At 43.9% G+C, this 21516-nt stretch carries 21 protein-coding genes; 18 read left to right on the forward strand and 3 right to left on the reverse strand.

Annotation, left to right across the window (positions count from 1 at the left end):
- Positions 1-9: 9 nt before the first annotated feature.
- Entirely contained in the window at positions 10-1182 is a 1173-nt protein-coding gene (gene ftsW / locus AZ46_RS00700) for a putative lipid II flippase FtsW (protein ID WP_029282471.1), read from the reverse strand.
- A 296-nt stretch (positions 1183-1478) separates the two neighbouring features.
- Here ftsW and AZ46_RS00705 point away from each other — a divergent pair, with 296 nt between their 5' ends.
- The 10 genes from AZ46_RS00705 to AZ46_RS00750 all read left to right on the forward strand — a co-directional run bounded on the left by AZ46_RS00705 (position 1479) and on the right by AZ46_RS00750 (position 9887).
- Complete coding sequence (locus tag AZ46_RS00705; RefSeq protein WP_029282469.1) at positions 1479-3068, forward strand: long-chain-fatty-acid--CoA ligase; 1590 nt, start codon at positions 1479-1481, stop codon at positions 3066-3068.
- 47 nt (positions 3069-3115) lie between these two features.
- Positions 3116-3865, forward strand: a complete 750-nt coding sequence (locus AZ46_RS00710) for a hypothetical protein (RefSeq protein ID WP_029282467.1) — start codon at positions 3116-3118, stop codon at positions 3863-3865.
- Positions 3865-4497, forward strand: a complete 633-nt coding sequence (locus AZ46_RS00715) for an NUDIX hydrolase (RefSeq protein ID WP_029282465.1) — start codon at positions 3865-3867, stop codon at positions 4495-4497. The genes AZ46_RS00710 and AZ46_RS00715 overlap by 1 nt, the downstream gene beginning before the upstream one ends.
- Positions 4498-4545: 48 nt before the next feature.
- Entirely contained in the window at positions 4546-4746 is a 201-nt protein-coding gene (locus tag AZ46_RS00720) for a hypothetical protein (RefSeq protein ID WP_029282463.1), read from the forward strand.
- A gap of 41 nt (positions 4747-4787) precedes the next feature.
- Positions 4788-5942, forward strand: coding sequence for an FtsW/RodA/SpoVE family cell cycle protein (locus AZ46_RS00725; RefSeq protein WP_029282461.1), 1155 nt, complete (start codon positions 4788-4790; stop codon positions 5940-5942).
- Positions 5943-5957: 15 nt separating this feature from the next.
- On the forward strand, positions 5958-6344 hold the full coding sequence (locus AZ46_RS00730) for a hypothetical protein (RefSeq protein ID WP_029282459.1): 387 nt from the start codon (positions 5958-5960) through the stop codon (positions 6342-6344).
- Positions 6345-6607: 263 nt separating this feature from the next.
- Positions 6608-7258: an RNA polymerase sporulation sigma factor SigH gene (gene sigH, locus AZ46_RS00735; protein ID WP_029282458.1), complete on the forward strand. Its 651-nt coding sequence runs from the start codon at positions 6608-6610 to the stop codon at positions 7256-7258.
- A 106-nt stretch (positions 7259-7364) separates the two neighbouring features.
- Positions 7365-8153: a DUF4240 domain-containing protein gene (locus tag AZ46_RS00740; RefSeq protein ID WP_029282455.1), complete on the forward strand. Its 789-nt coding sequence runs from the start codon at positions 7365-7367 to the stop codon at positions 8151-8153.
- A 109-nt stretch (positions 8154-8262) separates the two neighbouring features.
- A complete protein-coding gene (locus AZ46_RS00745) occupies positions 8263-9111 on the forward strand; it encodes a VOC family protein (RefSeq protein ID WP_029282453.1) in 849 nt (282 codons plus the stop codon).
- A gap of 275 nt (positions 9112-9386) precedes the next feature.
- Entirely contained in the window at positions 9387-9887 is a 501-nt protein-coding gene (locus tag AZ46_RS00750; RefSeq protein ID WP_029282451.1) for a DoxX family protein, read from the forward strand.
- Between the two features lie 352 nt (positions 9888-10239).
- Here the strand turns inward: AZ46_RS00750 and AZ46_RS00760 are convergent, their stop codons facing one another.
- Positions 10240-10728 carry a DinB family protein gene (locus AZ46_RS00760; protein ID WP_029282447.1) on the reverse strand — a complete coding sequence of 163 codons (489 nt, stop codon included), beginning with the start codon at positions 10726-10728 and terminating at the stop codon, positions 10240-10242.
- A gap of 224 nt (positions 10729-10952) precedes the next feature.
- On the opposite strand from AZ46_RS00760, the gene desA reads away from it, so the two are divergent.
- From desA to AZ46_RS00775, 3 genes are all read left to right on the forward strand, one after another.
- Entirely contained in the window at positions 10953-11972 is a 1020-nt protein-coding gene (desA, locus tag AZ46_RS00765) for a Delta(5) desaturase DesA (protein ID WP_029282445.1), read from the forward strand.
- 119 nt (positions 11973-12091) lie between these two features.
- The gene (locus tag AZ46_RS00770; protein ID WP_029282443.1) at positions 12092-13216 is read left to right on the forward strand and encodes a sensor histidine kinase; all 1125 of its coding nucleotides are present in this window, start codon (positions 12092-12094) and stop codon (positions 13214-13216) included.
- Complete coding sequence (locus AZ46_RS00775; RefSeq protein WP_029282441.1) at positions 13213-13812, forward strand: response regulator transcription factor; 600 nt, start codon at positions 13213-13215, stop codon at positions 13810-13812. Before AZ46_RS00770 ends, AZ46_RS00775 begins: the two co-directional genes overlap by 4 nt.
- 636 nt (positions 13813-14448) lie before the next feature.
- On the opposite strand, the gene AZ46_RS00780 is transcribed toward AZ46_RS00775, so the two are convergent.
- Positions 14449-14934, reverse strand: a complete 486-nt coding sequence (locus tag AZ46_RS00780; RefSeq protein WP_029282439.1) for a DinB family protein — start codon at positions 14932-14934, stop codon at positions 14449-14451.
- 127 nt (positions 14935-15061) lie between these two features.
- On the opposite strand from AZ46_RS00780, the gene AZ46_RS00785 reads away from it, so the two are divergent.
- The 5 genes from AZ46_RS00785 (at position 15062) to AZ46_RS00805 (ending at position 21424) form a co-directional block, all read left to right on the forward strand.
- On the forward strand, positions 15062-15874 hold the full coding sequence (locus AZ46_RS00785; protein WP_029282437.1) for a GNAT family N-acetyltransferase: 813 nt from the start codon (positions 15062-15064) through the stop codon (positions 15872-15874).
- 21 nt (positions 15875-15895) lie between these two features.
- Positions 15896-16435 carry a DinB family protein gene (locus AZ46_RS00790; RefSeq protein ID WP_029282435.1) on the forward strand — a complete coding sequence of 180 codons (540 nt, stop codon included), beginning with the start codon at positions 15896-15898 and terminating at the stop codon, positions 16433-16435.
- Between the two features lie 98 nt (positions 16436-16533).
- Positions 16534-18393 carry a sensor histidine kinase gene (locus AZ46_RS00795; protein ID WP_029282433.1) on the forward strand — a complete coding sequence of 620 codons (1860 nt, stop codon included), beginning with the start codon at positions 16534-16536 and terminating at the stop codon, positions 18391-18393.
- Positions 18394-18409: 16 nt separating this feature from the next.
- A complete protein-coding gene (locus tag AZ46_RS00800; RefSeq protein ID WP_029282431.1) occupies positions 18410-19951 on the forward strand; it encodes a response regulator in 1542 nt (513 codons plus the stop codon).
- A gap of 120 nt (positions 19952-20071) precedes the next feature.
- Positions 20072-21424, forward strand: coding sequence for an extracellular solute-binding protein (locus AZ46_RS00805; RefSeq protein ID WP_029282429.1), 1353 nt, complete (start codon positions 20072-20074; stop codon positions 21422-21424).
- The last annotated feature ends 92 nt before the right edge of the window (positions 21425-21516 follow it).

Raw genomic sequence — 21516 nt, forward strand, 5'->3', positions numbered from 1 at the left:
CATTTCAGGTCAGGCAGCCGTTCTTTCCTCAACATAAGTCTCTTTAAATTTATTCATCATGGAAATATTCACAAGCATGCCGGCTGCTATGCAAAGCAGGATGAGGGAGGAGCCCCCGTAGCTGACAAAAGGAAGAGTCACGCCGGTAATCGGAAGAAGCCCTGCTACGGCACCGAGGTTAATGACAGACTGAATGCCAATCATCGAAGAAATTCCGATGGCAAGCAGCGAACCGAATGGATCTTTGCACGATCTGCTTATCAAGAATCCCTTTAACACAATAAAAGCAAGTAGTCCAATAACAATCATCACTCCAATTATCCCTAACTCTTCGCTGATGACCGCCATGATGAAGTCAGTATGGCTCTCAGGGAGATATCCGTATTTTTGGATGCTGTTACCAAGACCAAGTCCTGCAACGCCTCCGCTGCTGATGGCAAAATAGGAGCTGACAAGCTGATAGCCGGAATCGGCCATATTTTCAAAAGGATCCATAAACCCAGTAAACCTTGAAATCCTTTCGGGTGAAAACACGTCTGCCAGTTTATCCGACACATATAAAAGCAAAAGTCCGAGACCTGCAGCCGCAATGGAAAATACGAAAAGTCTCATAAAACTTCTAAGCGTCATTCCCGAGCACAGAAGAACAATGAATGCGTTCAGAAGAAGGATCAGGGCTGTTCCAAAATCAGGCTGAATCAGGATAAGAACAAAGACAATCACGACAAAAATGACGGGGGGCAGAATCGCATGCCCGAAATCATCCATGTACCGCTGTTTTTTAGCAAGCAGGGCAGAAAGGTAAATGATGACCCACATCTTGGCAAATTCAGCAGGCTGAACGGCCATTCCTCCAAGCTTGATCCAGCTCTGGGCGTTGCCGGCCGTATGTCCGAAAACAAAAACAACGAGCAAAGACCCGATGGTTCCATAGAATAAAAACTTGATGATGCTTTTCTGGAGAAACAGCTTATAAGGAATGAATGCTGTAACGATAAAAGCGGCCGTTCCGATAAAAAGAGACAGACTCTGCTTTTGAAAGAAATAGCTGCTCGTAACTTCGTACCGCAGGATGGATGTAATCATACTTGAACTGTATACCATGACAAGGCCGAAGGCACTCAGCGCGAATACAGCGGCAATCAGGGAATAATCGTAGGATTTTACTATTCTGATGAACATGGTGCAGCTCCTTAAGGTTTCATAATGACCAAGATTGTATACCCAAAAACGTTCTGTCACTAACAAGTTTTAAGAAAAAAAGTGATCCTTCTTTTGTATCGGCACGGTGGAACAGCATTTAAGGTAATTGTAAGGAATGCAAACAATTAAATAGGAATTTTTGTAATCATAGACAGGTTTATGGATTTTCTTTCGATTTTCAGTAAGGCTGAAACCTTGTTATATAACACATTTGAGCACTTATGGTATACTAGCAGTGTAAAATATTGAATATTTCGACAAAGGGGATGCGGACGATGAAGGTGCCTTTGCTGCTGACAGATTTTCTGGATCGGGCTGTAAAGCTTTACGGGGGGAAGACAGCCATCATTGATGATGGGAAAGAGTTTACATATGCACAGGTTGGAGAGAGGGTAAACCGGCTTTCACGGGGACTTGCAGATTTAGGGGTGCAAAAAGGGGACCGGGTTGCGTATCTTGCGCCGAATTCATCTGAGATGTACGAAGGTTTTTATGGTGTCTTGCAGCTTGGGGCTGTGATGGTGCCTCTGAATACACGGCTGATTCCGGATGATTATGTGTACATTTTAAATCACAGTGAAACAAAAGTATTGTTTGTTGATCAAGAATTATATGCTCAAATTGAACCAGTCCGGGACCAATTGAAAACGGTTAAATCCATTCTTGTCCACGGGCTTGAAACCGGGAATGACAATACGTTTGCTTATGAGGAATGGCTCAGTTTATATGAGAGCAGCGATATCGGCCGCCCGGAAATGGATGAAGAGGACCTCGCCACTCTTTTATACACAAGCGGAACGACCGGCAAACCTAAAGGTGTCATGCTGACTCACCGCAGTAATTACCTGCATGCGCTGACCTCTATGCATCATCTCAGAGTGTCGGACAGAGATGTGCTGCTGCACGTGCTCCCGATGTTTCATGTTAACGGGTGGGGATCTCCTTTTTACTACACGGCAAATGGGGCAGTACAGGTTTGCCTGCGGAAAGTACAGCCCGCAGACATTTTCAAAAAGATCAATGCCTATGGTGTAACGGTCATGCATATGGCACCGACGGTCTTAAACAGCCTGCTGCAGTATGCAGATGCTCATGGCTATGAAAAACAGGCGCAGGAAATGAGAATTGTTGTCGCAGGCTCTGCTCCTCCTCCTGCTTTTGTCAAAAGAGTGGAAGAAGAGCTGCAGTGGGAATTTATCCAGGTGTATGGCATGACGGAGGCTTCACCGCTCATTACTACGTCCATCATCCGGGATACTCAAAAGCACTTGGAGCCTGAAGCAAAATACCGTTTGAAAGCAAAAGCGGGCTATGCGTTTATAGGCAGTGACGTGCGTGTATTTACCGAGACCGGTGAAGAAGTGCAGCACAATGGCCGTGTGATCGGTGAAGTGGCAGTCCGCGGAAACGGCGTCATGGAAGGGTACTGGAACAACCCGGAAGGAACGGCTGAAGTCATCCGTGACGGCTGGTATTTTACAGGGGATATGGCAGTGGTTGATGAAGAAGGCAATATTGAAATTGCCGACAGGAAAAAAGACATCATCATAAGCGGAGGCGAAAACATTTCGTCGATTGAAGTAGAAGGCGTCTTATATGATCATCCTGCCGTGCAGGAAGCTGCCGTTATCTCTGTGCCTCACGAAAAGTGGGGAGAAACGCCGCTTGCCATCGTCGTCATTAAAGAAGGGCTTCTCACAAGTGAAGAAGAGCTGATTGCCTTCTCACGCAGCAAACTGGCTCACTTCAAGGCGCCTACGAGAGTCATATTTGCAGACGAGCTCCCTAAAACCGCCTCAGGAAAAATTCAAAAAGTGCATCTGAGGAAGGAATTTTGGAGAGAAAAAGAGAAATTTGTCAATTGAGACATCCAAGAACTAGGGAAGCCTGGTTCTTTTTCAGGAGGAAAAAAATGAAAGCACCGAACGAAATTATACAAGTATGGAGAAAATTTGACGGTTTTCCGATGGAAACACTCACCAAGGTCTGGCATAACAGGAAGTCAGGCCGGAAAAAACAGCGATCCCTTTCAGAGATGAAAGAACACAGGGAGCAGTACGGCATCTCAGGCAATTGCTTTGATTTGTCCATATGGCTGCTTGATGAATTCGACAGGGCGGGAATTGAAGCGTATCCGATTGGCCTTGACCACGGTGCGGTGATAGCACGCGATCAAAATGGAAGACGCTTCCTGTGTGACCTCGGGGATCAGTGGCTCATGCCGATTTTAATAGACACGGATGACGAACAGTTCACAAATGCACGATTGAAAGAGCTTTTTCCGGGTGCAGAAATATCAGCGGAGCCTGCGGGTGAAGATCTGAAAATCACCTATCATCGCCCGAACGGAAAATACTCATCCCAGATCTATCAGACGGCGCCGCTTGACCGGAAGGAGTTTCTTGCTGCAGCCGAGCATTCCCAAAATACCATTCACCCTAAGCCGCTCGTTGAGACACGCGTGCAGCTGCCCGGAGAAACCGCACACTGGGAGTTTTATGACTGGAGGAGCTTCTTAAGCACAAACTCCGGTCTGGTGCATGACAGGGATGCAGATTCCCTTGAAGAATGGACAGACAGAATTTGCGCAAAAACCGGGTATGATGAGGCATTCGTGACAGAGGCCCTCTCAATCTATGAAAAAATGACAGGAGAACTATAATGGAACAGGAACTGCTTCGCATATTTAATGAAAATAGAGAGCCAGTGGGTACAGCCCCGCGGGAAGAAATACATAGAAAAGGCTATTGGCATGAAACCTTTCACTGCTGGTTTGCTAAAGAAGAGAACGGGAAAATCTTTCTTTATTTTCAGCTTCGAAGCGCAAATAAAAAAGATTATCCAGGCATGCTCGATATTACAGCCGCCGGACATTTGCTGGCAGATGAATCTGTGAGGGACGGCATTAGAGAGGTCGAGGAAGAAATCGGTGTTAAACTGATGTTTTCAGAGCTGAAATTGCTGGATATCATTGATTATTCTGTTACAACGGGTGAACTCCGCGACAATGAAATTGCCCATGTTTTTTTATATCCGTTTCATGGAACTAGCTCTGACTTTGTTCTGCAGAAAGAAGAAGTATCAGGGATTTACAGAACAGAACTGACCGCTTTTAAAGAGCTTATTGAAGGAGTCAGAAAAGACATTGTCATAGATGGGTTTGAAGAGGACTCAGATGATAACCGGTGCGTCAAACAAATGACTGCAGGGATGGAACGGTTTGTTCCGCATGAAGATTCATATTATAAGAAGGTTTTAGCTTTGATTGAGCAAAAAATGGCTGGTGTTCTTTGAAACTTTTTATCCTGAATATTCGTATGTAATGATAGGAGGTGCATGAAGATGATTCCAATGTGGGCTGTCATACTAAGTGTAGTGATTCCGGCCATTCCGGTGTTTTATTTTGGCAGAAAAGTAATGGATCAGCTCTATGATGTGAAGCCGGTTATTTGCCAGGGCTGCGGAACGGCTATTGTTCAGACTCAGAATTATATAAATGCCCCCGGTAAAAGAGACTGCGGCAAGTGCGGTACGTCGTACTGACAGAATTGTAACAGCTCTACATGCGAAAGGATTTGCAAAGTATGGAGAAAAATGAACATCCTTTTGATTTTAGTCTTGTCTTTATCATTTTCCTGTTTTCCATCATCAGCTTTCTCTCAATCAGCACGGCTCAGGAATTTGGGCAGTATAACGAAAATTTCCTTGTGAAACAGATTGCGTGGTATATAGTCGGATGCATCATCATTTTAACCGTGATGTATTTTGATATGGAGCAAATACAGCGGATTCAATGGTTTGCGTATGGCTTTGCCATGCTTCTTTTACTCTTTCTTATTGTGGCGCCCGAATCTATTGCGAGGCCAGTCAACGGGGCGAAAAGCTGGTTTCAGATTCCTGGAATCGGTTCCCTCCAGCCCTCGGAACTGTCGAAGATTGCTTTGATCCTGGCCCTCAGCCATCTCATTTCAGCTCATCATGAAAAAATAGTATTCAGCGACTGGAAGAGCGATCTGCAGCTGTTTGCAAAAATGCTGCTGGCAACGTTTGCCCTTATTGCTGTCATCATGCAGCAGCCTGACTTGGGAACATCGCTTGTCCTGCTGGCCATTTTCAGCGGAATGATGCTCGTTTCGGGCATTACATGGAAATTGATTGTGCCCATCTTTCTATTTATGCTATCAGCCGGGAGTCTGATCATCTACCTCATCGTCTTTCAGCCGGACATGCTCAGCATCATCGGTGTCAGGCAGTATCAGCTCGGCAGAATCTATGCATGGCTTGATCCTGAGACTTTCAGGGACGGTGAAGGCTATCACCTGTATCAATCCATGCTTGCTATTGGATCGGGATTAATAACGGGAAAGGAAGCGGGGCTTGGCAATGTGCATTTGCCTGAGGGGCACACTGATTTTATTTTCAGTGTCATTGGAGAAAAATACGGCTTTGCCGGCGCAAGCTTTGTGATCAGCCTCTATTTTCTGCTGATCTACCGGATTGTCAGTTTGTCGCTTGATGTGAAAGATCCGTTTTCTTCCTACGTATGCACAGGAGTCATTTCCATGCTTGCGTTTCACGTTTTTCAGAATGCGGGAATGACAATCGGACTTTTGCCGATTACGGGGATACCCCTGCCGTTCATCAGTTACGGCGGAAGCTCGATGATCAGCAACATGCTCGCAATCGGACTTGTGTTCAGCATAAGCTTCCGCAACAAAAAATATTTTTTTGATTCGTAGGAAAAGAGGTTCATTATGAAAGTAGTCCTGGGTATCATGAAATTCTTTGTCTTCCTGGTTCTTTTCGGGATGCTGCTGTTTTCAGGGTTGATGGCTTATGAATCCGTTTTGCTGGGAGATCATTTTGAAGCTGTGTTTTTCTCCCTGACCGTCATATGCTGCATGTATTTTCTCGGCATGCTGATGGAGAGGTCAAACTTTCATAATGGTCTCGGCATTTGGGATATTGGGGCTGCCATTGCTTTTATTCTTTTTGTTCTTCTAGGCGGACTTGTGTATCACGGAATAAATGCAGCGGGGAAAAACCTGTACTGGATGTTTTTTCCAGGAAGAAAGCCCCAGCCGTCAAAACATAGAATGAGCCATCAAAAACCTTACAGACAAAAGGGAAAAAACCGGTGATGCAGGCAAAACTCAAAAAATCCAAACTCTAAACCTCTTTCGTATACAAAATAGCGACATTTCATCCATTTGTTCTGCACCATTCGACAGCTTTTTTATCATTTCTTGCCTTGTTTTCTATTTTTATGGCTCCCGCTGTAAACAACAGTCGATAACTTTGAATATCTTTAAGGTTCTTTCTGGGTTATTATAATCATACTCATTGTTGCTAGTTTTTGGATAGGGACCGTCATCATCATCACGAAGTCTGCGGAGGGATCTGTATGAGTGTTACATTAGAAGCGAGGAAAATTGAGAATTATGCTGACTTGCCAGATGAAGTATTGCTTGAGCTCGTTCAAAAAGGAGATTCAGAATCGACCGACTTTTTAATCAGCAAATACCGCAATTTCGTCCGTGCAAAAGCGAGCCGCTACTTTTTAATCGGCGGTGAAAGAGAGGATATTGTGCAGGAAGGCATGATCGGCCTCTATAAAGCAATCCGTGATTTTAAAGTGGACAAGCAGGCATCATTCAAGGCTTTTGCAGAATTGTGCATTACAAGACAAATCATTACAGCGATCAAGACAGCGACGCGTCAGAAGCACACCCCTCTAAATTCCTATGTCTCTTTGTACAAGCCCCTGTTTGAAGATGATAACCATACGCTGCTCGATGTGATTCCCGGAACAAAAACAATGGATCCGGCTGCCTTGATCATCAACCAGGAAAAAGCGCTGGATATCGAAATGAAAATGGCTGAAATGCTGAGTGATCTCGAACGAAAAGTGCTCGCCCTCTATATGGACGGCCAATCATACGTTGAAATTTCAGAAGAGTTGAACAAGCATGTCAAATCCATTGACAATGCTCTGCAGCGGGTGAAAAGAAAGCTTGAAAGGTACATGGAAATGCGTGATTACAGCCTTGTATAGAACAGCTAAAATAGCAGGTGATTCTGAGGGCATGACTTTAACCGGTGATGCTTTTATTTTTTGCATATAAAATCCGACATCCATACAGGAAAAAGGAGAATAATGAATGGAAGTACTCCTCATTTATAAAGACAATTCATCAAATAAATTCTGGGAAATCCGTACAAACGGAGAGAGTTTTACGGTAACCTACGGCAAGACAGGGACAAGCGGCGCAGTGAAAACAAAAGCTTTTCATTCAGAGAAAGAGTGCCTGAAGGAAGCAGAAAAACTGATAAAAGCAAAAATGAAAAAAGGCTACGTCCCTGTCCAAAAAGCAGACGGGATCGTAAAAGAATCTTCCATGACTGAGGAGGCTTTCTGGAATCTTCTCTCTCAAGCAAAACGAAGAGGCGAAGACATAGAGGAGCAGATGGAGTGGCTCATCAGCCTCTTATCTAAAATGCCAAATAAAGAAATGGTCCGTTTCGATGCCATCCTGCAGAAACAGATGAACAGCTCATTCTCGTCGAATTTGTGGGCAGCTGCTTACATTATTATGGGCGGATGCTCAGATGACTGCTTTGATTATTTCAGAGCCTGGCTTATTTTTCAGGGAAAAGAAACATTCGAAGGAGCCAAAGTTGATCCTGAACAGCTGATTCCGCTGCTTGAGCGGATGGAAGAAGATGGTGACTTTCCGCAGGCTGAGGACCTGTTATATGCCGCATGTCTTGCATTTGAAGAAAAGACAGGCCGTGATGATGAAGAATATCATGAGCTTTTTGAACAGCTTGAAGGCTATGCACCATACCCGGAAATCGAGTTTGACTGGGAAGAAGATGATGAAGAGGGACTTCAGCGCAAATTTCCAAAACTCTGGAGAAGGTTCGGGGAGGTTCCCATGGAAGGATAGAGATCTGCGTAAAGCGCAGGTCTTTTTTATATGGAATAAGTCATTGACTTTTAATACTTACTAAAATATAATTACTTACATAAAGTAAGTTAATTTAAGGAGGTTTACCATGGGTTTTCATAAGGCGCCAAATACGTATACAGGAGAAGTAAGAATTAAAGTAAAGGATGTAAAGCGTTCTTTAGCATTTTACAAAGAAGTCATCGGGTTTAACGTGCTGAATGAAACAGAACACACAGCAGAACTTACGGCTGATGGGAAAAACGTGCTTCTTTCAATCGAGCAGCCGCCAAATATTGCTCCCAAACAGCAAGGAACCACTGGTCTTTATCATTTTGCCTTGCTGCTTCCTGAACGTTCAGACCTTGGAAGAGTGCTGCAGCACCTGGTCCATTTGAATATTCCGCTTGGTGCCTCGGATCATCATGTGAGCGAGGCTCTGTACTTAAATGATCCCGACGGAAACGGCATTGAAATCTATTCAGACCGTGATGCATCCAAATGGATTTGGCAAGACAGTCAGGTGGCAATGACTACAGAAACACTTGATGCGCAAGGTGTGCTCGCAGAAGCAAAGGGTGAACCATGGCATTCTTTGCCTGAAAATACAGTTATGGGGCACGTTCATCTGCATGTTTCCTCCTTAAAAGAAACGGAAGCGTTTTATGATCAGGGACTTGGATTTAAAACCGTTGCCAGGTACGGAAGACAGGCCATGTTTATGTCCACAGGCGGCTACCATCATCACCTCGGCCTTAATACTTGGGCAGGCGAAGGAGCACCTGCACCAGATCCTGAAAGTGCCGGACTGGACTGGTTTACACTCATCTATCCTGATGCAGATGCAGTTGAACAGGCTGTTGCACGGTTAAAGAACATGGGTGCGAAAACGTTTATTGAAGATGGCTTTGTGATGACTGCTGATCCGTCAGGAAACCGGATTAGATTAATATACTGATGTGATGAACCTTGGCGGCTGTGGCTGTTGGGGTTTTTTTGTTCTGGGGGATGGAGTATCTGACTGGGAGACTTGAGTGGTCTGAGCTGTATAAATATAAAATATTTTGAACACATTGTGAAAGCGGTTGAATAGTTGATTCTAGAGGAGTATAGTAAGAGTAAGGAAAGTTAGTGAAAAACTTCACAAACTTTCCGGAGTATAACCAGCTGGCAGGGATCATATATTTTTTTAATTACTTTTGTGAAAGATTTCACAAAGAGGAGATGGAAATGATGGCTTGGTTAAGAGGACCGAAAATGGCGATTGTTTGGACCGTTCTTCGCATTTGGCTCGGCGTTCAATGGTTTGAAGCAGGAATTGCGAAAATAGCAGGAGGCTTTGATGCCACAGGTTATCTGCAAGGTGCTATTGCAAAAGCAGGCGGCGAGCACCCGGCTGTACAAGGCTGGTACGCTGCATTTTTGAAGCATGCGGCGCTCCCGAATGCTGACCTTATCAACGTTCTTATTCCTTGGGGAGAATTACTGGTCGGAATAGGCTTGATCATCGGACTTGCAACACTTCCGGCATTGCTTGCCGGAGCGTTTATGAACCTCAACTTCATGCTGGCAGGTACAACAAGCACGAATCCGGTCCTCTACACCGCAGCTTTTCTCCTGATAGCGGCTGGTGCAGCAGCCTGGTTTTACGGATTAGACAGACTGGTCTTGCCTTACTTTAAAAATGAGTTTAAACATAAAAAATGGAATAGAAAACATGCAGTTGTTCATTGAAGGTGAAGGCTGGGAAGGAAATTTGGAAGTTGCGCCAGAAATGGTGTTTGTGGCTAGAGAAAAGTTGCAGCACTAAGGCGAGTAGTGCCAGAAATGGCGGCTGGAAACAGAGAAAAGTGGCAGCACTAAGGGGAATAACGCTAGAAATGTTGATCGGGGCCAGAGAAAAGTGGAAGCACCAAGGCGAGTACTGCCAATAAGTGTGGAGCCAGAACAAATGAGCACCACTAATATAAGTTCAGCCACAAATCTCTGCACTAATACAGCATGAATAGAAAAAATCCGAACATATTCCTGATTTTAAAAGGAATGCAGTTCGGATTTTTTTGGTTAAACTATCCTATAAACCTGTTTATAGAGAAGGGATATTCATTTCAGACCATTCTTCCTTTGATGGTCCGTACGCGCCGTAAACAGGGAGACCTGCCTGGCGCATCAGAACGGTCAGCTGTCCGCGGTGGTGAATTTCGTGCTTGAGGAAAAGGGACAGTGTCAGTCCGTTTTGCCATTCGTAGCCAAACACTTCATTTGTTTCCAGAAGTTTTTCGTCGTCCCATTTGCTGACAGCTTCAATGACTGAATCTGCTCCGATCTGGTATTGCTCTGCTATGTCAGAAGCACTTGCAGGCACCTCGCTGCTTCCTGGATTTTTAATGCTCAGCCCCATCGGTTTGAACATGGAATCGTTCGGAACAAGGTGCCATGCGAGTTCCCCGAGTGTCCGGTAACCGGGAGCGGTTTCCTGTTTTAAAGAGGCATCTGTCAGGGCATCAAGCAATTTTTTAGTCAAGACTGCCTCATTTTTGTAATCTGCGAGAAAATTTTCTACGGTAACAAACATCATCATCTCTCCAATTCAATTAGTTTTTAAGAACGTATGTGCTGTTTCGTAAACTAATTCTCCGCAGAATCTTCATTTTCCTCCTAAAAAATATAAAATTTATAAAAGTGTGGAAAAGCCTATATGACATTTATCATGTATGGTCTATGACACATATGTCTGCACAGGCGTTTGAAACCCCTTTATAATTTGAAGTACCTTATTGAGAAGGGAATCAATAACCTATGAGCAAAGAATTACAGAAAAACTTACGAAAACAAGTAGCTCCATATGAAAAAGCCAATACGAAAGCAAGCATCATACAGATGATCAACACACTCGGACCCTTTTTTCTTCTTTGGATTCTGGCATATCAGAGCCTGCAGATTTCTTATTTCCTGACGCTTGCCTTTACGACAGCAGCCGCCTTTTTTCTGACGCGGATTTTTATCATTTTCCATGACTGCTGTCATCACTCGTTTTTCAAAAGCAGAAAAGCAAACAAGATTGTTGGAACCATAACTGGCGTTTTAACTCTTTTTCCTTACAGCCAGTGGCAGCACGACCATTCCATCCATCACGGAACAAGCGGAAATCTAGACAAGCGCGGAACCGGTGATATTTGGGTGTTAACTGTGGATGAGTATCTTGCTGAGCCGGTGTGGCGCAGAATTGCCTACCGTTTATACCGCAATCCGCTCGTTATGTTCGGACTCGGACCTACCTATGTATTTCTTTTGAAAAATCGTTTTAATAAAAAAGGTGCTAGACGCAGCGAGCGTATAAATACCTATCTTACAAATGTTCTGATTGCCGCAGCAGTTGCTGTGCTGTGTTTGACAATCGGCTGGGAAGCATTTTTGCTTGTCCAGGCGCCGCTGTTTTTGATCTCAGGTTCCCTTGGAGTATGGCTGTTCTACGTGCAGCATACATTTGAAGATTCTTATTTTGAAGAAGATGAAAACTGGGATTATGTGAAAGCGGCAGTTGAAGGAAGTTCTTTTTATAAGCTTCCAAAGCCGCTGCAATGGCTGACAGGTAACATCGGCTACCACCATGTTCACCATTTAAGCCCGAGAGTACCCAACTACAACCTGGAAAAAGCACATGTGAACACAGAGCCGCTTCAAAACATCCCGACCATCACCCTTAAAACAAGCCTTCAGTCTCTGAAGTTCCGTTTATGGGATGAGCAGGGGAAAAAGTTTGTCGGCTACAAAGAAATCCGCGCTTACGCAAAAGTTAGAAGAAGTCAGACTGTATAGATGAAAATGGCATGCAGCCAGTAGGCTGCATGTATTTTCTTATGATGTCAAATAACAAATGTATTGCGGGAGCTTCCGCTTTTCTTGTGATAAAATAGGTAAAAAAAGGAGTTTCCACCATGCTGAAGAAATACATTAACAACGGAATATCTCCTTATATCTGGGCCGTCCTCAGCATATTGCCATTTTATTTCATTCTGCAGTCTTCATCTACAGCTGAAATTGCAGTAGGTATATCGCTGACCATTTTGTTTTTTATTATTTTCCGTCTCGCTTTTATTTCAAAAGGGTGGCCTGTCTATCTTTGGAGCTGCCTCTTAATGGCCATCTCCTTCACATCGATGTACCTGTTTACTTATATTTATTTTTCTTTTTATATCGCCTACCAGATCGGCAATATTAGAGACAGGGTGGCTTTTATCACGCTTTATGTCGTTCATCTTGTCGTGACAACTGCAGCCATAAATTTCAGCCTGATTTTAAAAGAATCCTCCTTCCTGCAGCAGCTTCCGTTTATTATCATTACATGCATCAGCGTTATTCTTCTTCCATTTAATATTTATAATAAAAAGGAAAGAGGCCAGCTTGAGGAAAAGCTTGAAGATGCGAATAAGAAAATTTCGGAGCTTGTAAAGCTTGAAGAACGTCAGCGAATTGCACGGGATTTGCATGATACGCTTGGACAGAAGCTCTCGCTGATCGGACTGAAAAGCGACCTTGCCAGAAAACTTGTGTACAAGGATCCCGAAAAAGCGAGAGAAGAGCTGAAGGACGTACAGGCAACTGCCAGAACCGCTCTTAATGAAGTGAGAAAAATGGTTTCCCAAATGAGGGGCATCCGGCTGAAAGAGGAAATGGTCCGGGTCAAGCAGATTTTAATGGCTGCCGAGATTGACTTTAAGATTGAACAGAATGCGGCACTTTCCAATGTGACGCTTCTTACTGAAAATATATTGAGCATGTGCCTGAAAGAAGCTGTAAACAATGTGGTCAGACACAGCGGGGCAAAAACGTGCTATTTCAAAGTGGAGCAAACATGGGACGGGATTATCATGACCGTCAGAGACGACGGAAAAGGCGCCATAACTGAAGGTGATTTTACAAAAGGAAACGGTCTGAACGGCATGAAAGAACGGCTTGAGTTTGTAAACGGAAGTCTTGATATTCAGTCTGAACAGGGGACTGTTCTTATCATAAAAGTGCCGAACGATGTGAAACAAAAGGAGAAGGAGGATCTCATATGATCCGGATTGTAATTGCAGAAGACCAGCAAATGCTGCTCGGTGCTCTAGGATCGCTTTTGAACCTTGAAGATGATATGGAGGTCGTTGGAAAAGCAAATAACGGGGAAGATGCAGTCTCATTGGTAAGAAAACTTAAGCCGGATGTATGCATTACAGACATCGAAATGCCCGGCATGAACGGTCTTGAGGCTGCTGAGGCACTTAAAGAAGATGCGTGCAAAGTCATTATTCTGACGACCTTTTCACGAACCGGGTATTTTCAGCGGGCGATTAAAGCCGGCGTCAGTGCATACCTCCTGAAGGACAGCCCGAGCGAGGAACTGGCAAACTCCATCCGCAGCGTCATGGACGGCAGAAGAATTTATGCCCCGGAACTGATGGATGACGTTTACAGTGAAGAAAATCCGCTGACAGAGCGGGAAAAAGAGGTACTGGAACTGGTCGCTGACGGCATGAACACCAAAGAAATTGCAGAAGAGCTCAGCATCAAAGCCGGCACCGTCAGAAACTACATTTCCACCATCTTCGAGAAACTAGAAGTCAAAAACAGGATCGAAGCCATTTCTCAGTCGAAGGAAAAGGGATGGTTTAAATAAACGTGAAAAACCTCGAGAACCGGGAATTTAGGGGCTTGAGGTTTTTTGTTTTGGCAGCTAGAAAAACCTGAGTTGAGAGCACTATCTCACTGAGTCGGAAGCCTGAAAGTGTTGCTAACCAAGTTAAAGAACACTTTTTCGCTGAGCAGGAGGGTTGAAAGTGTTGCTAATCCAGTTTAAGAACACTTTTCCGCAGAGCAGAAGGGTTGAAAGTGTTGCTAACCCAGTTTAAGAACACTTTTCCGCAGAGTAGAAGGGTTGAAAGTGTTGCTAACTCGTTTAAGAACACTTTTCCGCAGAGCAGAAGGGTTGAAAGTGTTGCTAACCCAGTTTAAGAACACTTTTCCGCAGAGCAGAAGGGTTGAAAGTGTTGCTAACCCAGTTTATGAACACTTTTCCGCAGAGTAGAAGGGTTGAAAGTGTTGCTAACCCAGTTTAAGAACACTTTTCCGCAGAGCAGAAGGGTTGAAAGTGTTGCTAACCCAGTTTAAGAACATTTTCCCCCTGATCAGGAAGCTTGAAAGTGTCACAAACCCGAGCTAGGAACACTTTCCGCTGAGCAGGAAGCCCGAAAGTGTCGCAAACCCAAGACAAGAATCCCTAAGTTACATCCCTCACTCAAAAAAAAGCAGCCCGTCAAACGGCTGCTTCTTCTCTTTTAATCGCTTTATGAATCTGCTTGATGGTTTCAAGGTGCATGGCTTCGTGGAAGAAGCTGAACAAAAAGGTTTCTCCTACTGTATTGAATGTGATGCCTGCACTGTTCGTAAACGGCTGTTTTAAATCTTCATGGTAGTGCTCCGGGATGAACGCTTTGATGCGGTTTGTCTGGTCCTGAAGTACGGCTCTGATCTCACTTAGTGATGGAACGTGCTCTCCCCAGTCGGCAGGAGATGTTCCTGCACGGAATAAATCCTTGTATTCGGCAGGAAGCTCGGGTGTTCCGCCTGAAATGCCGAAGACGATTTTCTCCTGAACGAAGGCAATGTGCCCGAGATTCCAGCGGATATTGTTGGTGAAGCCTTGCGGAATGATATCTGCCCGCTCTTCTTTTATTTTTCCAAGGGTATTCAGCGTAATATCCCTTACCGTTTCCATATGCTTGATCATAATTTGATCCACTCGAATCCCTCCTCATCTTCTTCAATTCTAGCTTTATCCGCTATTTCCTTCCTGTTCATGAAAAAGGAATTTTCGGTAGTGATACAGAATACTTTTAGTGAAAATATTTATACAGCGGAGGATTTACATGCTTACAGAGACGCAATTAAAGGAAATAAAGGAGCTTCAGTCAGAATGCGAGGAGCTTGACAGCATTCAGTTGAAGCTGAACTGGGATATGCTGAAAAGCGGGGGAGATGAACACCTTCTGCATTACGAGGACGGGGTACTTGCTGCTTTCCTTGGAATTTATGGCTTTGGGAGCAAAGCAGAGCTGTGCGGGATGGTGAAGCCTTCTTTCCGCAGAAAGGGCATTTTTACCCGCATGCTGAATCAGGCGCTCGCTCACTGCAAAGATACCTATAGAGAGATTCTCTTAAACGCTCCGGCTGAATCACAGGCTGCAAAGGAATTATTGAAAATCATGCCTTGCACATATTCTATTTCTGAATACCAGATGAAATGGGCTGAAACGCCGCTTGAAGAAGATAATCTCGTCAGTCTGAGGCCTTCTGAGCCTGAAGATTTAACGCTTGAGACACAGCTTGATGTTCTTTGTTTTGGATTCCTTGAACACGAAGCAGGTCCCTATAATCGTTCTCTTAAAAGAGAAGAAAATCAGGATTTTATCATTATTGAATATAAGGGTAAATCGGTCGGAAAGCTTCGCGTCTCCCATTCTTCAGGAGAAGCGTGGATTTATGGCTTTGCCGTTCTTCCAGACTATCAGGGAAAGGGTATTGGGAGAGACACACTGAAGAAAATTGTCTTAAAAGAAACAGGGGCAGGCTTTCCTGTTTTTCTGGAAGTGGAAGCTGAAAATGAACATGCTCTGAGACTCTATGAATCATGCGGATTTAAAGCATTTCATGTCCAGGATTATTATCAGGTGCAATTTTAGAAAAAGAAAAGGATGAAGACGATGAATACTCGCCCAGAGCAAAATGAATTCCCGGTCTATTATAAAGACTATATCGGACTTGTTCCGGAAGGTGATATTGAATATAACCTGAAACACCAAATCTCAGAGACGTTAAAGCAGCTGAATGACTTATCGGAAGAAGAAGGAACCTTCAAGTATGCTCCCGGAAAATGGAGCATCAAGGAAGTCATCGGCCACATAACGGATACTGAGCGGATCATGGCGTACCGCATGCTGTCTATCGCAAGGGGGGAAGCTGCAGAGCTTCCGGGATTTGACGAAAATGAGTATGTTGCGAAAGCTGATTTTAACAAGGTAAGCATGGACGACCTGCTGCAGAATCTTTTTGTTGTAAGAGAAGCCACTCTTCTCCTGTTTAAAACACTCGGTGATCCAGACTGGAAACGGACCGGGATTGCCTGCGGCCAGACTGTTTCTGTGAGAGCCATCGCCTATATCATCGCAGGTCATGAGCTTCATCACAGGAGGATTCTTGCTGATCGATACTTGATCGGCCAGAGTGCTCCTAAATCCTTTTAATATGATTTTTTTAAAACCGTGCCTTTCAGGCGCGGTTTTTTTCAGAAAATAGGATCAATTCATCTACCATTCTTTCGGAAAATTGGTACTATTAAATCATGAAGACTATCAAAAATCCTCAAAATCGGACAAACACTCTAACGGGAAAGGTTCGCAGCCTTTCCATTTTTCACAGGCTATTACTGGCTTTTTTCCTCGTGATTATTATTTTCAGCACGGTGATTATTACGGTTGTTTATGATGTTGTCGAAGACAGGATTTATGAAACAAATATCAATTATGTTTCACAGAATGTCGAAGCCGTTAAAAGGCTGATCAATAAAGAACTTGATTCGTACATGTCAGGAGCAGCAGAATTTGCCCAGGAGGCCTCTGCTGCTTTAAAGTCAGCTGAAGAACTGGATCCGGAATCAGAAGAATTTCGGGAAAAGGAAGCTGAAATCAATGATAAGCTGTATTCTTTTTTCTCCAATCCCTATGTGAAAAACGCGCAAATTGTTACGAAGGAGAATGAATATGTTCAGCGCTCAATAGAGGGAGAGGAAAGAGGGGCGCGTCTTGCTGATGCCGCTCAATTTGCACAATCACAAGTATACAAAAGGGGAGCGTCCATCCCCTATCAGCCGGCCTTTCATAATACGATAAGGGAAACGGGAGTTTACTATACGGGCAATAACATTTCTCTTGGAAACTATCTCACGATAACCACCCCTGTTCTTTCCGATTCAAAAGAATATCTTGGTCTGCTCATTTTAAATGTGGACATCTCGTTTTTAACAGGATCGATGGATTTTAAAAAGCAGTTTAATCAGGATTTGTACATTGCGGATCAGAAAGGCATTATCTCATCGTTAAGCAATCATTATTCGTTCCTCTATTATCCGGAAGAGATCTGGGAACGCATTTACTCAGAAGATGTCGGGGTTGCTGAATTTTCCCTTGAGAAGGGGAACAGGATTGCTGTATATGACCAGCTCGGTGTAAGGGACTGGAAAGTGATCAGCCTGTTGAACGTTGACGATTTGATGGCGGATGCCCATACAATCAGAAACCGTATTCTCCTCCTTACTTCAATTGCCCTCATCCTGTCAGCCGGCATTTGTATTTTTGTCACCTCTACCATTTACAATCCGCTGAAAAAACTTGTGCAATCCATGAAAAGCTTTGGGGAGCACAATGTGGTGACGGTGTACGATGATCCGTATCAGGATGAGATCGGAAGTGCGGGAAGGCAATTCCTCACAATGGTCAAGCAAGTGAACAGGGCTGTACAAAAAGAACTTGAAATAGAAAAGCTGCATCACAGCGAAAAACTGAAAAGAAAGGAAGCAGAGCTTAAAGCACTGCAGATGCAGATAAATCCTCATTTTATCTACAACACGCTTGATATTATCAGATGGAAAACAATGCGCCTGGAAAATGGAGCAGGTCCCGTAAGCAGTACAATCGGCGGATTTGCCAAGCTTCTCAGGTATAACATTTCAATAGATGAGGGACTGGTAAAAGTCCATGAGGAGCTTGCGCACATTGAACAGTATGTCTGCATTCTTTCTCTGCTGCATGACACTGAGATCTCGCTCCAGAAAAAAATGGAGCCGGAGGAAATAGAAAGCTGGCACATTCCGAAATTTATTTTTCAGCCAATAGTTGAGAACGCTGTCATTCATGGGAAAATCCATCAATCCGAAAATGGAGCGATCCACTTGATGATGAGAGAAGAGAAGGGTGCTCTCTATATTGAGTTCAGCAATAACGGCAAATCCATCACAAGAGAAAGAGCAGAGCATATCCAAAACAAGCTCATGAATCCGGAACATGAAAAAGGGAGCATCGGCCTTGTAAATATCCATGACCGAATACGTCTATTGTTCGGAGAGGAATACGGTATTAAGGTGAATCTATCAAACGAAGAAAAATTAAAAGTCACAATCAGGCTGCCCATTATTAAGATCAACTGACAGAGGAGGAAGGCGCATGCTGAAAGTAGTCATTGTCGATGATGACAAAATTGTGAGAGAAGGCTTAAGAGAATTCGTTGACTGGAAAGGCATGGGGTTTGAAGCGGTTCAGACGCTTGCTTCTGCTGAAGATGCGCTTCATTTTCTTGAATCAAATGAAGCAGATGTGGTCCTGACTGACATCGTCATGGATGAAAAAAACGGAATTGATCTTGTCAGGGAATCGGCGAAACAAAATGAGCAGCTGAAATTTGTGCTGCTGAGCGGACACGGAGAATTTAATTATGCGAAGGAAGCGTTTAAACTCGGAGTGTTTGACTATTTGACGAAACCGGTTCAATTCGATGAACTGCAGGAAACCTTCGAAAAACTGAGAGATGTTGTCACAAAAGAAAAGATGAACATGATTAATCATAAGCTTTACCGGAACGCACGGATCAGCCAGCTGCTGAATCAGCTGGTTTCCAATCATTATGACCTGACGCATTCAAAACTGGATGAAATGTCCCTTTTATTCGGAGGCAAGTCATTTACTGTCATCAGACTCTACATCACGAACCTGCATTCCATTTCTCTTTCCAAGGAAGAAATAGAAGCTTCCCTGCAGAAAATGATTTCAGCTCACCCTTATTGTTATCTTTTCAATAACAGACTGTCTGAACTTGCCATATTTGCCTCATCAGATTCCAAAGACCGCATTATTCAGAAGCTTTCCGGTCATTTAGAGGAGCTTGAGAGAAACTCCGGGGCGGCAGTCTCCGCGGGGATAGGCAAAAGCTATGATTCTCTCGAAAAGATCGCTCAATCATACAGAGAGGCAGGAGAAGCCATCACTTACAGGTACTACCTCGAAGATGAGAAGTTCATTGATTATGAGGCGATGGAGAAGCAAAAGATGAATATCTATATGCCTGAAGAAGCAAAGGAAAAGATCATCGCCTTTTTAAATCACGGGGAATTCACTGATCTTCAGGAGTATGTCAGGGGGATGATTGAAGAAAACGCACGGATTAACAGCGAAGACAGGAGTATTTTTTATGATATCAGCATGGAGCTGCTAAGACTTGTCAGAGAGTTTCTTGAAAGCAGGTCACACATTGATTCAATCACCGGTGAAATGGAACGGGAATTTATGTATACCGTTTTAAAGAAACAGACGGCAGGAGAGGTGATGGAGTACCTCGAGTCCTTTATTAAAAAGCTTCATCAGTCTCTGCAGCGCTCACAAAATGATTCGTCCCATGCGATCATCCATCATGTGAAAAAATACATTCATGACCATTTCGGGGATGAGCTCAGCCTGCAGAGGCTCGCAGAGGTTGTCTATGTTCATCCAGCGTATTTAAGCGCGTTGTTTAAAGATAAAACAGGCGAAAACATCCTGCACTATATTTCGAAAGTAAGAATGGAAAGGGCGAAAATCCTATTAAAAGATTTGTCACTCAGGATTTATGATGTCAGCAGTTTAGTAGGCTATGAAAGTTCAAAGCACTTTTCAAAGGTGTTTAAACTGTTCACAGGAATGACGCCCAAGGAATACAGGAACAGCCTTTCTTGAAAATGTCCGCAGAGCAACAACGTTAAAAATGAGGACCAAATCTTAATTTTGTGCCATTGTAAGCGCTTTCTCACCTTCTTATAATTGGAGTATCAACGTTTATAAGGGGTGGAATGGGGGATGAACGTATTGAAGAAAAAGGGGATCATCATGATTTTGGCAGCTGTACTATTGCTTGCAGCAGGCCTCGCAGGCTGTTCTAATGGAACGTCAGGATCAGCAGACAGCAAAAAAAGCGGCGGTAAAAACGGGGGATTTGAGCTTACATACTGGGTAGGTCCAGATGGTCTTGACGAGTACGAGCAGTCTGTTGTCGATGAGTACAATGAGCTGTATCCGGAACACCCGATTAAACTAGTTACAATGCCTGAGGGCGAAGGCGGCGAGCTGATGGCGGCCATGATGTCCGGGACGGCTCCAGACGTATTGATTCTTGCGTACGGAGAGATTGAAAAGTTTGCTTATGCAGGTGCACTTCGTCCGATGGATGAGTTTTTTGACAGCTGGGATGACTACAAGAACATCAACCAGGACATGGTGGAGAAATTCAAGCTGAATGGCAATCGCTACGCCCTTCCTGCAGGTGAATACGCGATGGGTTTCTTCTACAATAAGAAAAACTTTGAAGCAGCGGGCATCACTCCTCCTGAATCCTGGACATGGGAAGACTTGATGAAAACGTCTGAAAAATTGACAAAGCCTGAAGACGGGCAGTACGGGTTTGCTTTAAACTGGGGCCAATGGGCTGACTGGTGGTTTAATATGTTTGTATGGGGAGCTGGCGGAGATTTGACGAAAGCAGGTCCTGACGGCGAACTGATTCCAACTTTTACAGATCCTGCAGTCATTAAAGCAGCACAGTTTTACCGTGATTTGAAAGAAAGCAAATCCATTCAGACTGATATGTCAAGCAAGCTTGATCAGCTTCAGCAGGACTTTGCTTCAGGAAAAGCGTCAATCATTTATCACGGCATTGATGATGTGAAGAAATTTGTGCAGCTTGGCATGAATCCTGATGATTTCGGCGTTCTTCCTATTCCGGAAGGACCGGCTGGAGTAAACCCTACACAGGTAGGCGGCTCAGCTTATGTTATTCATTCAAAAGTTCCAGAGGAAAAAATTGACGCTTTGACAAAGTATTATGAACTTGCTTCAAGCAAAAAGTTCTATGAAGGAAAGATTGAATACTTCCAGGATCAGGGCTTCAGCTTAACAAATACCCTTCCTCGCACAGATATTGATACAGATAAGTACTTTGCAGACACAGCTCCGGATATTCTGAAGGCGATGGAAAACTCCTCAGGAAACGGAAAATTATCATGCTACGGGTCATCGGTTGTATCGCAGTTTATTGACCAGGCCGTGCAGAAAATGTTTGTAGATACAGATCTCGACATCGAAAAAGTGTTTGCAGAAGCTGAAAAAGAGGCCAATAAACAGGCAATACCAGAGTACAATAAAACCATCAAGTAAAAACACAGCCGGGCCAAACAGGTCCGGCTGTTTCGTTTTTTCAACGGTTTTCTATACCTTTAAAATGAGCACCAAATCTTAAAATGGCGTCA

Origin of the sequence: Metabacillus indicus LMG 22858, from assembly GCF_000708755.2 — a bacterium.
Taxonomy (GTDB): domain Bacteria; phylum Bacillota; class Bacilli; order Bacillales; family Bacillaceae; genus Bacillus_P; species Bacillus_P indicus.